The organism is Psychrobacter immobilis, from assembly GCF_904846065.1.
Taxonomy (GTDB): Bacteria; Pseudomonadota; Gammaproteobacteria; order Pseudomonadales; family Moraxellaceae; genus Psychrobacter; species Psychrobacter immobilis_H.
Genome location: NZ_CAJGZV010000001.1, coordinates 1,311,866 through 1,327,651 on the forward strand (window position 1 = coordinate 1,311,866; position 15,786 = coordinate 1,327,651).

9 protein-coding genes are annotated in these 15,786 nt (G+C 43.5%); 4 read left to right on the forward strand and 5 right to left on the reverse strand.

All coding sequences use genetic code 11. From position 1 onward, the window contains the following. From JMW64_RS05535 to JMW64_RS05545, 3 genes are all read right to left on the reverse strand, one after another. Complete coding sequence (locus JMW64_RS05535) at positions 1-1,185, reverse strand: HlyD family secretion protein (RefSeq protein ID WP_109590170.1); 1,185 nt, start codon at positions 1,183-1,185, stop codon at positions 1-3. A 48-nt stretch (positions 1,186-1,233) separates the two neighbouring features. Further along, the gene (locus JMW64_RS05540) at positions 1,234-2,100 is read right to left on the reverse strand and encodes a YihY/virulence factor BrkB family protein (protein WP_201538962.1); all 867 of its coding nucleotides are present in this window, start codon (positions 2,098-2,100) and stop codon (positions 1,234-1,236) included. Positions 2,101-2,310: 210 nt separating this feature from the next. Next, positions 2,311-4,020 (reverse strand): TolC family protein, encoded by a 1,710-nt coding sequence (locus tag JMW64_RS05545; RefSeq protein ID WP_201553688.1) that lies wholly within the window; start codon positions 4,018-4,020, stop codon positions 2,311-2,313. A gap of 613 nt (positions 4,021-4,633) precedes the next feature. Between JMW64_RS05545 and glpK the strand changes: the two genes are divergently transcribed. The 4 genes from glpK to JMW64_RS05565 all read left to right on the forward strand — a co-directional run bounded on the left by glpK (position 4,634) and on the right by JMW64_RS05565 (position 9,214). Next, the gene (glpK, locus tag JMW64_RS05550; protein WP_201553689.1) at positions 4,634-6,226 is read left to right on the forward strand and encodes a glycerol kinase GlpK; all 1,593 of its coding nucleotides are present in this window, start codon (positions 4,634-4,636) and stop codon (positions 6,224-6,226) included. Between the two features lie 267 nt (positions 6,227-6,493). Continuing rightward, entirely contained in the window at positions 6,494-7,006 is a 513-nt protein-coding gene (locus JMW64_RS05555) for a hypothetical protein (RefSeq protein ID WP_045446919.1), read from the forward strand. A gap of 248 nt (positions 7,007-7,254) precedes the next feature. Then, entirely contained in the window at positions 7,255-8,283 is a 1,029-nt protein-coding gene (locus JMW64_RS05560; protein WP_201553690.1) for an endonuclease/exonuclease/phosphatase family protein, read from the forward strand. A 238-nt stretch (positions 8,284-8,521) separates the two neighbouring features. Further along, positions 8,522-9,214 carry a TetR/AcrR family transcriptional regulator gene (locus JMW64_RS05565; protein ID WP_055124242.1) on the forward strand — a complete coding sequence of 231 codons (693 nt, stop codon included), beginning with the start codon at positions 8,522-8,524 and terminating at the stop codon, positions 9,212-9,214. 141 nt (positions 9,215-9,355) lie between these two features. Here the strand turns inward: JMW64_RS05565 and JMW64_RS05570 are convergent, their stop codons facing one another. Both JMW64_RS05570 and JMW64_RS05575 read right to left on the reverse strand, forming a co-directional pair. Beyond that, a complete protein-coding gene (locus JMW64_RS05570) occupies positions 9,356-10,129 on the reverse strand; it encodes a hypothetical protein (RefSeq protein ID WP_201553691.1) in 774 nt (257 codons plus the stop codon). A gap of 166 nt (positions 10,130-10,295) precedes the next feature. Next, complete coding sequence (locus tag JMW64_RS05575; protein ID WP_201553692.1) at positions 10,296-15,629, reverse strand: SdrD B-like domain-containing protein; 5,334 nt, start codon at positions 15,627-15,629, stop codon at positions 10,296-10,298. Between the last annotated feature and the right edge of the window lie 157 nt (positions 15,630-15,786).

Below are 15,786 nucleotides of genomic sequence, written 5' to 3' on the forward strand. Positions count from 1 at the left end.
TTACTCTTGGCTTGCATTAGTAAGTGCTGGATTGACGCGTACAATAACGCTCATACCTGAGCGAATACGTGCATCGGGAGTCGTCGGACGTGCCTTTACTTCAAAGGTACGTACATCGAATCCATCATCATTATTAGTCGGGCGCCAAGTGGCAAAGTCAGACAATGTTGACGTAGCATAAACGGTGAACTGTTTGGTATAAGGCTTATTTGCTGATGACAGCGCAGGAATCGTACCAGTAAATTGCTGACCAATCGCAAACTGGTTTAAGTAGGATTCGGTGACATTAAGTACGACCCATTGCTCATCGGTATTGACCAAAGTCAAGATAGGCACGCCTTGTCCGATGACTTCACCCGCGCTGACAATGACATTGTCCACAATACCTGCAATAGGGCTTTTTAAATTGGCTTCTTCTTTTGCCACCAGTGCTTCTTCTAGTTGCGCATCGACTTGTGCTACTTGCGCTGTCGCCGCTGATTTATCTTCACTGCGTGCGCCTTCTTTTGCCAAATCGTATTGCAAGCGCGCCGCTTCAGTTTGATCTTGAGTAGCCAGATATTGCGCATACGCCTCATCGCGTTTTTGCCGTGCCATAAGACCTTCTTCATAAAGGCGGTTGACACGCTGGTAAGTGTTCTCTGCCAAATCAGAAGCAGCTTTGTTGGCTTGCCATGCCGCTTTTGCTTGAGCGATCTCTTGTGGACGGGCGCCATTTTCGGCTTTATCTAACTGACTTTGTGCCATTTGCTTGCCAGCCAGCGCCTGATTGATCTTTGCGTTAATCTCAGGCGAGTCCATTTCAATCAGCTGTTGCCCGACTGTCACTGCATCACCTTCTGTGACCAGAATTTTGGCAATACGTCCCGGCACTTTTGCAGCGATGGAGGTTTGCTGCATCTGCATCTGCCCTTGCAAAGTCACGATTTCAGGTTCGCTATGCTGATTGCTTTTATATAGACCATAGGCAATAACGCCTAATACAATCAGAATCAATAGCGCCAGAAGTGCCTTTTTTATCATGGCAGATTTATCCGCTTTTTCTGCATGGCGCTTATAAGTAGGCACTGCTTGCTCATTTTCAGCATCAGTTGCTTGATCGTTATGGTTATTGACTGAGTCAGTAGATTGCTCTGAGTCGTTTAACTTGCGCGAGTCGTCTGATTCGTTGGTAGATTCAGTCATGACAGTGAGATTCCTAAAGCAGCAAAATTGAGGATAAAGGGTATGTTATTAGTACATTCGTACAGCATAAGGTTTGGCGCTTTCTAAGGCTTCAGAATTAAAAATCGCACCAAAGGCGACGATAAATGCTGAATAATAAAGCCAAAGCATAATGACCACGGCAGCTGAAAGCGCGCCAAACTCAGCGCTATAGTTATTAAAGTTTTGCACATAAATCGAAAATAGCACAGACAATACAATCCAAAGAATGGTCGCCAGAGCTGCTCCTGGCACCAGTTTTTTTAGCGCGACGGCGTCACGGTTTGGGGCTAGGCGATAGAGGCTTAAAAAGCTCAAAAATATGATACCAGCCAATATAGGCCACCTGCTCCAAAGCGCAATCGTTTTAGCTATTTGCGGGAAGGGGAAATAGGCTGCCCCTACAGGAATAATAGCAATAGAAGAGACCGCTATAATCAAGATTACTACCGCGCCAAAGGTTAAGCTGACTGCTAAAATATTACCTTGTATGAAGTTACGCTCTTGAGTGATATGAAAGGCAAGATTGATAAGAATAATTAAAGATTTAACACCTTTAGAGCCAGCATAAAGGGCGAGTAAGGTCGATAAGACAAGACTGAACGTGAGTGCGGATGTGGTATTAGAGACCAATGCGCTTAGGCGTGAATTGAGGACTTCATACACCGTATCAGGTATAAACGGACGCAAAATCGAGATTTGCTCTTGCATCTCAGCTGGTGAAAACGCGAGACCATAAAGCAGCACAAACACCGCCATTACTGGAAAAATTGATAAGAAACCAAAAAATCCCACGCTCGCGCAGTGTGCCCAAACATTAGAGTTGTTCGCAATACGCCACGTCTTTAATGAAGGCTGCAGCCAGTTACTTATTAATTTAGAAGTCGGGTTTTTCATAAAACAGTATTCACAATAGAGTTAGCAATAGTATGGTTAATGGCAGCTTCATGATAGTTAGTATGGTCAGGCTACTGTAATAGTATTGCGGCGTTAACCTCGCTTGAGGTATCAAATATATATCTTCGCTCAGCTGCCTTGTCATACTTTCAAATCGAATCAACTATATAAACGCTTATCCACACTATCTATATTTTTCAAATTAAATCATTACTCAGTATACAAAGTCGGTAATCGAATATCAGCAGCATTAAGATAGGCATTAAAGGCAAGAGGCGTACCACAGCTTTGCATGAGTGCGGCCAGCGATTGTACATAGCTGTTCGCCGCTTGCGCTTGTTCAGTACGTGCTTTGAGCGACTGCGTTTGTGCTTGGACTACCTCAATCGGTGTATTTACACCTTCTTGTAGCCCCAACTGGCGCAAACGCAATACTTCTGCGGCCAGATCTACATTGCTTTGTAATGCCTGATAACGAGATTGGGCATTATTAACATCGTGCCAGTTTTTTTCGACCAGTAATAATAAATTGTCACTGACTTCGATTTCAGACAGATCTGCTTGGCGTATTTTGGCATTGCTCGATGCGAGTGATGCATTTTTATCAAGACCACCCCACAGCTTCCAGCTGGCTGATATACCGGCTACCCAACTGGGGTCTTTTTCAATTTGCCCGTAGCCATAGAGCATAACGGTAGGCTTGTGACCAGTATCTGATAGCGCATGTAGCTGCTCAGCTTGTGCGCGTTTGGCGGCGACTTTTTGTAGACCTGGGTGATTGGTGAGTGATAAATTTTGAAAATAGTTTACATCGGGTAAAGGACGGCTAGAGACAAATAACGGTGTCGTGGGTTTGATACGATAGTCGGTGCGCAATAGCCGCTGTAAAGCCATCATCGCAAGACGAGCATCGTTATTGGCATTGACGGACTCACTTTTTGCATCGGCAAGCGCAGATTGTGCTTCTAAGCGATCAACACGCGAGATAAAACCTTCTTCAAAAAGCCGCTGCGCCATATGGTCAGTCTGCTGCAAGGTATCATAAGCATCTTCGCGTAAATAAGCGGCAATGATGGCCAGCTGTGCCTTAAAGTAACGCTCAATCAGGGTGTTATAAAGCTCGTTTTTATCCAATAGACTGTCTGCGACGGCTTCTTGGGTACGGGCATTGGAAGCACCTGTCAAAGCGTTGGTACGTCCAGCAGTATAGATGGGCCAAACCACGCCCAGACCTGCACCAGCCGTTGAGCCTGAGCGCTTTAACTCATAAGAGTCTGGGATACGCTCACCGACCAATTCACCAAAATTTGGCAAATCTGGTAGCGGTGGAATAGGCGGAATCACATTATCGATACCATTATTAACGTCATTAACAATACCGTTTTTCAATGATGATAAGTCAAGATCCGCGTCTAAGTTGTAAGCGTTGGCTGATAATTGGGCAAACACCAATGGATTGTCCAAGGTTTTGAGCGCATCCGTTTGATATTCACTAGCTGCAATCGCCGCTTGATTGGCGGCCAGTTTCGGTGACACTTGTAATAAAATATTTTGAGCTTGCTCAAGGCTTAACAGGCTAGATACTGCTAATGGATAACTATTATCAATACTTTTATGGGTAATGGGATCGATAAGCGTTGTTAAGCCAGTTTTTTGCTCAGCTTGACCCATGTCTGTATCTGTTGTTGACCTTTTGTTTTTAATCTCATTTTTATGAGCGTTGTTTTGAGCGATGTCTTGAATGCTGCTTTGAGTACTGTAGTGAGTGTCAGCGTCGACAATTTGCGTCACTGCAACGGCTGTGACCTCATTCGGTGATTCGATATTATGATCAGTAGCGCTTGCAAAAACAGGCGCCGCTAAACCCATGAACGTAATCGTCATCACCGCAGTAGACAGAGTCGATAAAGCAAATTTCATAAGTCACATAAGCCATTAATTAGAATGCAAAGTATTTTAGAGTCAGGCAAAAAAGTATCAACTGTTGTGGTCAAACCCTGTCCAAACAGTTCAATATGGTCAACCATTAACAGAAGCCAATATTTTGTTATGGATAACAAGCGCTACACTGTAGTGGCACAATAGTGACGGGTCAATGCTCAGTATTTGCTTACTGTGCGTTGAATAAGCCATGATTTTATGTTAGAGGTCGGATGTTAAGACAAATAATAACATCATTTGTTAATTAATAATAAAAGGTTTATCAAGTCATTAGCACTTAAATCGATTTTAGATCACTTTTAAAAGCTTTTAGCGAAAATGATGGTTAGTGATGATTGTTGTATTACAAAGCAGCTTATAAACTATACATAATAGTGGTGTGTGCTATATTTCAGCACCTTATAGCGTTGAGCAAGATTAAAATGAACGGCATTTATTTTAACCGTCGGCAATTGCTCATTGGCGCAGTGCTAATGTAAATAAAACTGGCTATTGCGATAGGCGTTACTCGAAAAAAGTACGTGCTATCAATAAAGACTCGGCTATAAAATATAAATGTAAAAAATGAATGCGACAAAATAGGATGTGAGTAATGGCAGGATATATTTTGGCTTTGGATCAAGGGACGACATCGAGTCGAGCGATATTGTACGATGATCGTGCGCGTCCGATAAAAATGGCACAGCAGCCAACCACTTTACAAACCCCAAAAGCGGGCTTTGTCGAGCAAGACGCGCAACAAATTTGGCAAACGCAGATTAGCTGTGCCCATGATGTAATTAATCAAGCAGGGCTGCTTGCTACCGACGTCACCAGTATCGCGATCACCAATCAGCGTGAATCTATTGTCATGTGGGATAAGCAAACGGGTAAACCTTTAGCCCCTGCCATCATTTGGCAAGATCGCCGTACGGCGAACTACTGTAAAACACTCGCAGCTGAGAGTACCAGTAGCATGATGAATGGCAGCCATGATGATGTGACAAGCGAAGTGCAACGTATTACAGGCCTACGTTTAGATCCATATTTCAGTGCCAGCAAAATCGCTTGGTTACTAGAGCACAATCCGAAATTGAGCGTACGAGCCAGCAGAGGAGAAATAGCGGTTGGTACTATAGACAGTTGGCTCATATATAAGCTAACCGGTGGCGAGCATGTCATTGATGTGACCAACGCTTCCCGTACTTTATTATATGATATCCACAAGCTTGAGTGGTCAGAAGAGCTGTGCGCCCGTTTTTCGATACCTATGAATATTTTGCCTAAAGTCCTACCATCTGATAGTGACTTTGGCAAAACCAAAAAAGGACTATTTGCCAAACAAATTCCTATTCAAGCGGTATTGGGCGATCAGCAAGCGGCACTTTTTGGACAAGGCTGCCTCGATGCTGGCATGGCTAAAAACACTTATGGCACTGGGTGTTTTATGCTGATGAATATTGGTCAAAAACCCAAACTGAGCGAGCATAAATTACTAACGACAATCGCTTGGCAACGAAAATCCACACCGACTCGCCCAGACAATTTATCTTTCGATCAAATTGTACAGTCAGGCAAACGCATGTTGCAGCCACCCAGAAAGGAAGTCACTTATGCCTTGGAGGGTAGTGTGTTTATGGCAGGTGCTATTGTCCAATGGTTACGGGACAATCTGGGTATGATTCAACAGAGCAGTGAAGTCGAAGATTTAGCTCGCCAAGTTGATAGTAGTGAAGAGGTGGTGTTACTGCCTGCATTCACAGGGCTAGGAGCACCCTATTGGCGCTCCGATATCAGCGCCAGTATTACTGGTATGAGCCGCGGCACGACTAAAGCCCATATTGCTCGTGCTGCGTTAGAGGCGGTTGCCTATCAAACTTATGATGTGCTCATTGCCATGCAAAAAGACAGCCCTCATCCATTAACTGAGCTAAGAGTAGATGGCGGCGCGGCTAATAATGACTTATTGATGCAGTTTCAAGCTGATTTACTCGATGTGCCTGTCCTGCGTCCGAGAGATACAGAAATCACTGCCAAAGGTGCAGCATTACTCGCAGGTTTAAAAACAGGGCTATATGATGAAGGGACGATGCAAGCATCATGGCAAGTCGATCGTGTTTTTGAACCCCAGATGTCCAGTGATATCCGTGAGCAACATCTTAATAAGTGGCAACGAGCCATCGATAGAGCACTGACATCCTTATAAGTATTGAACAGACACATTAAAATATTGTAACAACTCAATGAAAAATTACTTAAAACAGCTTCACTGTCCTACAAAATCATTATAAAGATACAGGCTGTAACGTAAGGCAATCGCAATCTGGACACAATTTACACAACCTATCTATCTGTTGTTATCCATAAATTTCTATACTTTAGGCGACTCAAGTAACACATGATTCGAGTAAGACCGCTAATTTTTAGCACTTAATAAATCTAAAATATAACAAATTAATTTAAGGATAAAATTATGAGTAACTATGACGGTATTGATCGCAGTGAAGTAAAGCATATGTCAAAAGAAGCTAAGCAGGATCTGAATGCTGATATCATCACAGGTGAGCCAGGTTCGCATCCAGTAGGTACAGCTATTGGTGGTCTTGGCGGCGCAGCAGCGGGTGCAGCAATCGGTACAATGGCAGGACCACTTGGCACACTCATTGGTGGTGCGATTGGTGCTATCGTTGGTGGCGGTGCAGGACATGCAGCAGCAGAAGCGATTGATCCAACACGTGAAGAAGCTTACTGGCGTGCAGAATATGCAAATGTTGATTATTACAAAGAAGGTTATGACTTCGACCGTGATCTACATCCAGCTTATGCAGTAGGGTACGCCAACCGTGCTCGTTATCCTGCGGATGCACGTTTTGAAGACCATGAAGCTGAATTAGAGCGCTCATGGCATGAAGTAAAAGGTGAATCACGCATGGAGTGGGAAGAAGCACGCAAAGCATCGTATGACGCATGGAATCGTGTATCGTAATAAGCGAAACTAACAGCACATTTGATTTAAGTAAGTAGACAGTATATAAGCTTACTACCTTATCACTGGGCTTAGTCTGATTGTAGACTTGGGTCTGCTGATAGACTAAATACTTTCAATTTATGCTATTTTAAAGTCTTCAAAGATTTCTTTGGAGGCTTTTTTGCTGTATATTACTAAGTATGAATATATTAAACAGCCAATCATCTTTGGAAGCAATATTCTAGAATAAAAATAATAGGTAATCTATGAACAATAATGCGGAAGCTAAAAGCGCCAGACAATTCTATATCGCCACTGCCAACTTGCTCAATTTTGCCAACCCTAACCGAATTTATTATGACAATGCGCCAGCTTACAGTAAAGACGAATACGAGCACAAGCTAAGCGGCATCACCGATTTATTAGCAAAAGCTCATGCTGATATTATTGCGGTGCAAGAAGTCTGGGATAGTAATGCGCTTGAAGCGTTGGCGGTGTCGTTGGGATTTAAGCCCGAGCATGTTGTTGTTCCGTTGGCAAGTAACGACCGCTCAAACCCTTATACCCATGGCAAAGGGGCACAAAATACTCCTGCCGTTGGTATCATTAGTCGCTTTGAGCAATTAGAAAGCCGCTTGCTTGCAGATATTGCACCAAAAGCGGTGATTGATATCCCTGATATTGGTCCTTACCAGCGCTTTAATCGTCCACCATTGGTAGTGCGGGTCAATGCCTTTGGTCAACCGTTAACGATTATTACGGCGCATCTAAAAAGCAAACGGGCATTTTTCTTGCGTGATGAAAGTGGCAATTTGTTAGAAGACATGGACGATCCAAATATTCGAGTCCGTGCCAAGCTCCGTAGCTTATGTATGCGCGCCGCAGAAGCAGCCTCTATTCGCATGTCTATTATAGAGCGCTTACGTCATACTCGTGAGCCATTGATTTTGTTAGGCGATATGAATGATGTCACCGGTAGCGTCACCACCCAATTGATGGCTGAGACTGGTGAAGTTAATTACGATAAAGGCATGCGCGATGTTGCATTATTCGATGCTGCGCGTATCCAAGCACGCTATGGTTGGATGAAAGATGTGGCATATACCCATATATATCAAGGTATGCCAGAAGTGATTGATCAATTATTTGTTTCAGAAGAGTTTCTTCCTGAGAGTAAGTTTTCACTGGGTCAGGTTGAAAGAGTAGACTATTTCAATGACCATTTAAAGTGGGACTATGCAGATAGAGTCATCGATCATGGTATTATAAGAGCGAAAATTAAACTCAATGATTAAATTTTTTACATTACGTGGTTAACGCTATTAAATGGTTGACCTATACATTATTTTTTAACCCATTTATCTCCCTTGCTTGATAGTGTACAAGCGTTTATGATGCCTCTCCATTAGACATAGTAGTGCTAATATCAGTGCTACATTATTAGCTAATAGGATGTAATTCTTCAATTTAGGGCGAATACTATCTATTGAAGATTATATTTATAAAATAGGGTGTAACATTAAGAGACTTATGATGAGCGAAAATAAAGACGAAAAGATTGAAGATGTGTTGGTAGATTCGGAACTGGCAAAAAAACTGGTCCCGAATAAGTTTAAGTTTACCAGCCAACAAGGCCGCGCGCGCCGTCAAAAACTTTTGGCTGGTGCCAAGAAGTTAAGTGAAACACAACCTATCAATGACATTACTTTGGCGGCTGTATGTGAAGAAGCAGGCATTCCAAGAGCTTCTGCTTATCACTTTTTTCCTAACATAGAAGCGATATTTTTAGCATTGCGTTTTTTGAATGCTATCGAAATATTAGAAATAGTAGAAACAGTCGATATTGGTAATTATGACAGATGGCAGGGCTATTTGACGGCGCTTATTGATAATTGTGTGACGATATTCCATAACGACGAAACCAAAGCCAAGCTCATTTATGACACGAACACGCCTGATTTTGAAGGTGATAGTTTTGGTGAAGATATCGATCATCAAATCGTCGATTTGGTTTATAAGCGTTTATCAGAGCGCTATGAGATGCCGAGTTTCCACGATATTCAAGACACGCTATTGATTGCTTATAGCATTATTAATGCGATATTTACATTGTCTTATCGCCGTCATCAAAGCATTACCAATGAATATATTCAAGAAGCAAACACTGCGTTTATCGCTTATTTGCGTTGCTATTTACCAGAAAAGCTACCGCGTAAGAATCGCTAGTTTTTTCGCTATTTAGATGATGTATAGACATTAGAGTGTAATTAACATGCTCTAATATCTGCTAAGTAAATACAAAAAAGCCGACATATGATGTCGGCTTTTTTGTATTTACTGCCTTGATGAGTAGTGGTAATAATGAACTTAACGGATAGGCGTCAATACTTGCCCACGGCAACTATCAGTACTCGCATCTAATGTCTCATATTGCTTATAATAGCTGACGATCAGCTCTTCTAAAGCGACATTGGTCTGTGAATCATGGGTATTGACGTATGCTTCGCGGGCTTGTTCAAGCCAACGATCTGCCATGCGGAAATGGATGCCTGATTCCCGCCAGCCGCGCTCGCATTGGTTCGTAGCTGCCCAAATTAAAGCGACCTCGCTGAAAGCTATCTCTCGTGGTGCTGACTCGATACCACCACTATCTTTTAGCGCGCTTAAGGTTGCCCATAGATCGGGGCGCATGAGAGCAGAGTTTGATGGTATGTCTTGAATAAGGTTGAGATCTTGTTCCTTGCCATTTTTTAAGGTGGTCAAAATCGTCTCTGCTGCCTGTGCGGCTTGCTGCCCAGCAGGTGAACGACTATTCATGCTGTCTTGATGGAGGGCATAGTTAAGCCAAGCCTGAGCTTTATAGGCAAAGTACTGCTGACGCGCGCTCATATTTTCTTGTTGATATGCTTGTAACTCTGTCAACATACAGTTCATAGCACGTTGGCGCGTACTTTGGTATTTTGGGTGGTGAGACTGAGTTTGAACATCATTGGCACAGTGAGTAGCGTCATGGGTTACTGCCACTTCAGGAGTATGATGGCTCGCCGATGCAACCGAGGTCATTGTCAGGAAAAAAACGGCTGATAATAAAGCCTTTATAGGCTGTTTATAATAGGCTGCTTTGTTGGCAGGATTAGGCATGATGCAAAACCTCATATTAAGCGGATCAGTATCAATATTGGTATTGGTACTTGCGGTTTTCGGCGCTGATCTCATCGCTTATTAAAATATATCTGTCATATAATATGATGAACAGCGCGATAACGCCCGCATTGTCGTCAGATGATAACACGACAATGGGGATAAATTACAATGTAGAGTGAGTCGTCAAACGCTGGTTCTTACGTGGATCATCACGTTTGAATAGGTCTTCGTCAAACTTGAAACGTAATCTAAAGTAAGCGCCTTCCATAGTGCTATCGTCATAAGCGATGTCTTCATCCTCAAAGCCCATGAAGTTATAACCTAGTGACAACCAAAGATTGGTCATCGGGCTATAGCCTACTTCCGCACCGAGCATATAAGACATATCATCTGCTTGTTTGTTCCAATAAGTGCCTGCTTGCAAGCCTACATCCCAGCGCTCACTGATGTCATATAGACCACGAGCATAAAGCGCATGGGCTGTATTGTCGCTACTGATATTATCAGCATCAAACTGAGTATATTTACCTGCGTAACGGCCTGATAACGTCAACGGACGCGTTGGATGATAGTTACCACTCAATGACCAGATAACGGCGTCTTTTTGATAGGCGTCATCGCCAGTACTGTTATCATCTAAGCGATACTCAAGTTTGGCTAACATGTCTAACTGATTGCTATCATAATCACGATAAGCAGCTCCTAGCTGGAAACGATTAATCGTGCGATTGCCATCGTCATAATCGACGCGTGAATAGATGTCTTTGGCCAACAGAGTCACATCATCAGTATAGCGATAAGCAATACCAGCGCTACCTAGCAATGTGTCACTGGTCTCACCCCAACGCTTCTCAAAACGCGCCGAGGCTTTATAATTTTCTTTCGCAAGATACTCTACACCAATGCCAGCTGCCGTTGCGGTGTTTTCGGTATCGCCCTCTAATGATTCAACACGCTCAAATAAGGTGTTTAAAGTCAGACCTTCTTGAACATACCACTTGTTTTTTAGACCAATGGCCGCTTCCGCTTCGCGGGCACTGATAGCATCGCGCATGCGGTATTCGCTATAGACTTTGCCGTCTTTCATGTAGTTGGCGTCAAAACCAAATACGGTACGCTGGCGTTCTTCAGTATCATCAAGACCATAGCTACCAGATAGACTGTTGATCAAGTCATGACGGGCGTATAGGCGACCTAAACCACCTAGCAGCGTCTCGCCTCCGATGGAGGTGGCATTACGATTACTGTTCTCGATATCTTGCTCATATTCTGCAAATACTAAAGAGTCATTGAGCTTGGGCAACCGTGCCGTGATACGAGCGCGGGCGGTAGTACCTTCAATATCTTTTTCAGAATCACTGACATTATTTAGCGCTGATTGATTGATAATATCGTCATTAAAGAGAGTGTTATCAGTCACATCTACGACGTCTGTTACCGCTTGGATATTGCGTGAAGCTGCCGTCGCATCTTGCTTATAATAACGTAAGCCAATCTCGCCAACGATGTTGGTGCTCAAACGCTGTTCAATACTGGCTAAGACACCTTGGCGGCTAGCATCAGTGGTATGATCTTTAGTACGTACGCCTTCTAGTTTTAGCGCGGTCTTTTTGTCATTAATTAAATGAGTGACTTCGACGCCCGATTCAGCGCGCCCAGCAGTCTGCGGCGAGGCACCAGTCACGAAACCTTCGTCAGTATCGTTATAATAAGCTTTGGCACGAGTGTTTTTCTTGTTATCAAAGTCAAGCTCGATACGCAAGGCATTACCTTCTGCGTCCTGACCGTCTAATTCTGTCGCATTGATTTGATTGCTTGGCTGAAAATTTGGATTCTCAGCTTTATTCATAGCGTATTCAGCGACCAGTTTTAGCTTATCGTTAAACTTGATAACGCTGTTGACGCTAGCCAGCTCTTCTTTGTTAAGAGGGTCATCACTGTTGACATAGCTACCACCGATGGCGACTTTATCAGTCAACTGCTGCTTGGCAGCAATGCCACCGACCAAGTATTTTTCGCCGCCTTCGTCTACTTCTACAGTGACTCGTAGATAAATAGGGTTGCCATCGATGTCTTGGCTAGCGATAGGGGCTTTTAAAAATAAGCTGCGGCTGATAGGGTCAATTTCATAATCGGCAAAGCGGGTAAGGGTCTCACGGCTAATGATCAAGCCTGGATTGTTGGCATCACGAGTGATCACTTCGACAGTTTCTGAGTTTTCTAATACGGCGTCAAAGTTTTCAGCCAATGGATAAGGGCCTGAGATACCAAGACCACGAGTCTCATTGACGCGCTGGCTGGTACTGGTCTCCGCGACAAAGGCGGTAATACGAGTATTGCTATCTTCATACTGGGCTTTTAGGCCAGTCAACGTACGGTTATATTGACCTAATTTAATACCTTCATCGTTATCGATTTGAGTTTTTAAGTCGCCATACATAGCAAATGAGCGGCCCTTGTCCAAGCGCACATAGAGTTTGCTGGTAGATTGCGCATCAAAGCCTTTGGCTGATGAATCACCATAGACAGGATAGTATTCGCCAGGCTCGATATCACGGAACAGACGCTCGCCTTTTTTGTCGCTGTCATAAGCCAAAGTGAGCAAATAATCGCCACGTACTTTGCCTTTAAGGAACATCGCGGCGCGACCAGAAGCGGTATAGTCATCGTTACCAGCGAAATCATTGAGCTCTTGCTCAAAAGCGCCTTGGGCGTCAGTAATGCTGCTGCCATCAAAGTCTTTAAGTGAGATTGCGCCTTCGACGATGCCGACGGCAATGAGAGGACGTAATTGCGCGGTAAATTGTAACGGGATAATCTGTTTACTGCTACCAGTGTCGATGACCAACTCACCTTTACCCGGCACACTTGGTGCAGTCACGGGTATGAGTAGCTCACCACCTGAGACAATAACTTGCGTACCAGCTTGATCTTTACTGCTGTCATTAAGATTGATACGGCCGATATTGGTATCGATAGTGATAGGTGTTGAGGCGATATAAGGACGGCCATCACGGTCTTTTAGGCTAATAACGACTTGATAATCGCTAACACCATCTGCCGGTACTAGCAGCGCTTGAGTACGGTAGTCAATGGCTTGTAAACTGTCTGGCGTTGATACTTTAATGGTTTGCTCAGAGATAATTTTGCCATTCACGTCAGTAGCGACACCGCGCAAGATATTGTTACCGCGATTTAAGTCGACGGCATAGTAATCAAAGGCAGTCACATTCTGTTTTTCTTGCTCAGCAGTTTTGCCGATTTGTTGTTCTGATACTGCTTTTCCATTAGCATATAGTGTAAATATTGAACCTAGTGGCGCTTGCACTTGTACCATTTGTTTATAAGTGCTGAGCTGTTGACCTTCGTTTAAATTGATAAAAGCCACGTCATTGTTAGCCACTTCTTTGAGATATTCTTCCAGCTCTTTTTCTACTGGCGGTGCTACCGTAGTGACGGTCATATCAACACGATTGGCGGCTGGATTGATCATCTCATTGACGATAGCAGAGTCACAGTTGCTGCCCAGATCTAAGTCGCCATTGATGTTGCAGCCACTGGCGTCTACATTATCATCGTAGTCACGATTGTAGTCAGGATCTAGGGTTAGCTCGGTTTTTACTGCTTGCTCAAGGCTATCATTCTTAGCGCTTACTGATTTGCTACGAGCGACAAGCTCTGTATTCAAACGCTCAGTGCTATCGCCCATACCGACCACGATACCGAAATCGGCACGATGTAATTCGCCATATTTTAAGTCAACGAAACGGCTGCCAGCATCGCCCGCATTGCGATTACTTTGAGTGACCATCTCGGTTGAGTGAGGGATGGTGGTGCGGTCAACTTTTAAGACGTGAGTTTTGGCACTGACACCATAGAAGTTATACTTACCTTCAGGATCAGTCACGACAAAGTTACCATTTTCCATGTAGATACGCACGCCTGCAACGCCAAGTTCGCCATCTTCTTTTTGTTGAATGCCATCACGGTTGATATCGTGGTAGACCTTGCCGATGATGATGCCATCAGTATTCATGACGCCGCGCTCTACTTCAATCTTCCACTGTGCTTCTCTTGAAACTAAGCTTTTACCTTGTTCATTGCTAGCAACGGCAGTCGCGCGGTTGATGCCATCACCGCCTAATGATGAGGCACCGATTAAGACACGGTAAGTAATTTTTTTACTTTCGCCATTTGCCATATTACCTAAACTTAGCACCTGATATTTACCATCAGCTTTAAACTCAGTGGTTTGCGCTTGGTCGATACTGATATCAGCAGTTTGGTTGATACGTACACTACCATCTACATAAGCAAAACCACGTGGTAGGGCATCTTTTAGTTGCACATCATAAGCGGTAGAGTTGCCACTATTGGTGATATTGATGGTGTAGCTAACATAATCACCAAATTCAGCGCTTTTAACATCGCTTTCTTTGGTGACGACTAAGCTTGGGGTATCATCGACGATATTGATTTGTGTATCTAAGTCATCGATACGTACGGTGAAGTCACCTTCGCTTGGTAGCTGCTCAGCGCCAGTGCCGACAGAAGGCGCGATACAGGCATCTAGACTTGCAGTCAACGTATCATTTGCTAGAGTCTGAATAAATTTGTCGTTGATAGCGTTGGCATTGTTTTGTGTTGGTGCTGATAGCTGATATTTACCAGTACTATTGCCCGTCTCAATCGCTTTCAATGCGTATTTGTCACCCGTCAACAAAGAGGTAATCGTGACCCATACTTGATCTGGCTTATCTAGCTGAACGTTACACTGCGCATAGCTGGCATCGATATAGATGTTTTCCTCGATTTGCGAGGTGGTTTTGTTTTCATCAAACTTAGGCGTTGTAAATTTGATTTCAGGCTCAACGATGATCAGTCTATCAATCGCGTTGACACTCGATACGGATGGGTCTTCTAGAACGACAGCGCCAATTTTAATATCTGCAGTATCGCCACTTTTGCCGTTAACATCTGATAAAGCTTGCACGATAAACTGGATACTTTCACTGTGTCCAAGTTTGATTTGTGCGCTTAAATTATCGAAAATAACTTCAGTATCACCACTATCAACGACGCCGTTTTTATTTAGATCTTGATAGACTTTTAAGTTTGAGAGCGTTGGCGATACAGCTAATGTTAGCTCAACAGTCTGGTTGCTATAGCTGGTATTGCTGAGGACATTTACCCAGTTGACCAAGGCGTTAGGCATAACGGTAAGTAACGGCTGTTGAGTGAGTTCAATACCGTATTCAGGAAGGTCTGAAGCTTTGACTTGTACTTGGTTTGAGGTGCTAGATATTGCGACCTCATTTTGATTGCCAAGGTTATAGCTAGCGTTTGCAATATTGTTAATGATTTGCAGATTAGGGTTTGCTGCATCAGCTGCAATCGCGATATTTGATTGCATAAGCAACATTGCCAATGACAGCGCAGAGATCTTCGCTGAACACAATGCAGTACGATTAGACGGTGTCATGGTAGATAGAGTCATATGTCGCTTATCCAATAAAATATTAGTGAGGGTAAGGGTAGAGATTCTCTAGCTTGGCTAATATAAAAGAATTAGGTCAAGCTAGAGGGGATCTATAAGCAACTTTTGCTGCTTGTAAGTTTTGAATATAGGTAAAGTAGTATCTTTACTTTCCTCA

Coding starts and splice junctions, on each gene's coding strand:
- JMW64_RS05565 (WP_055124242.1), top strand. CDS start 8,522: ATGAGCGAAAATAAAGACGAAAAGATTGAAGATGTGTTGGTAGATTCG.
- JMW64_RS05570 (WP_201553691.1), bottom strand. CDS start 10,129: ATGCCTAATCCTGCCAACAAAGCAGCCTATTATAAACAGCCTATAAAG.
- JMW64_RS05535 (WP_109590170.1), bottom strand. CDS start 1,185: ATGACTGAATCTACCAACGAATCAGACGACTCGCGCAAGTTAAACGAC.
- glpK (WP_201553689.1), top strand. CDS start 4,634: ATGGCAGGATATATTTTGGCTTTGGATCAAGGGACGACATCGAGTCGA.
- JMW64_RS05555 (WP_045446919.1), top strand. CDS start 6,494: ATGAGTAACTATGACGGTATTGATCGCAGTGAAGTAAAGCATATGTCA.
- JMW64_RS05575 (WP_201553692.1), bottom strand. CDS start 15,629: ATGACTCTATCTACCATGACACCGTCTAATCGTACTGCATTGTGTTCA.
- JMW64_RS05545 (WP_201553688.1), bottom strand. CDS start 4,020: ATGAAATTTGCTTTATCGACTCTGTCTACTGCGGTGATGACGATTACG.
- JMW64_RS05540 (WP_201538962.1), bottom strand. CDS start 2,100: ATGAAAAACCCGACTTCTAAATTAATAAGTAACTGGCTGCAGCCTTCA.
- JMW64_RS05560 (WP_201553690.1), top strand. CDS start 7,255: ATGAACAATAATGCGGAAGCTAAAAGCGCCAGACAATTCTATATCGCC.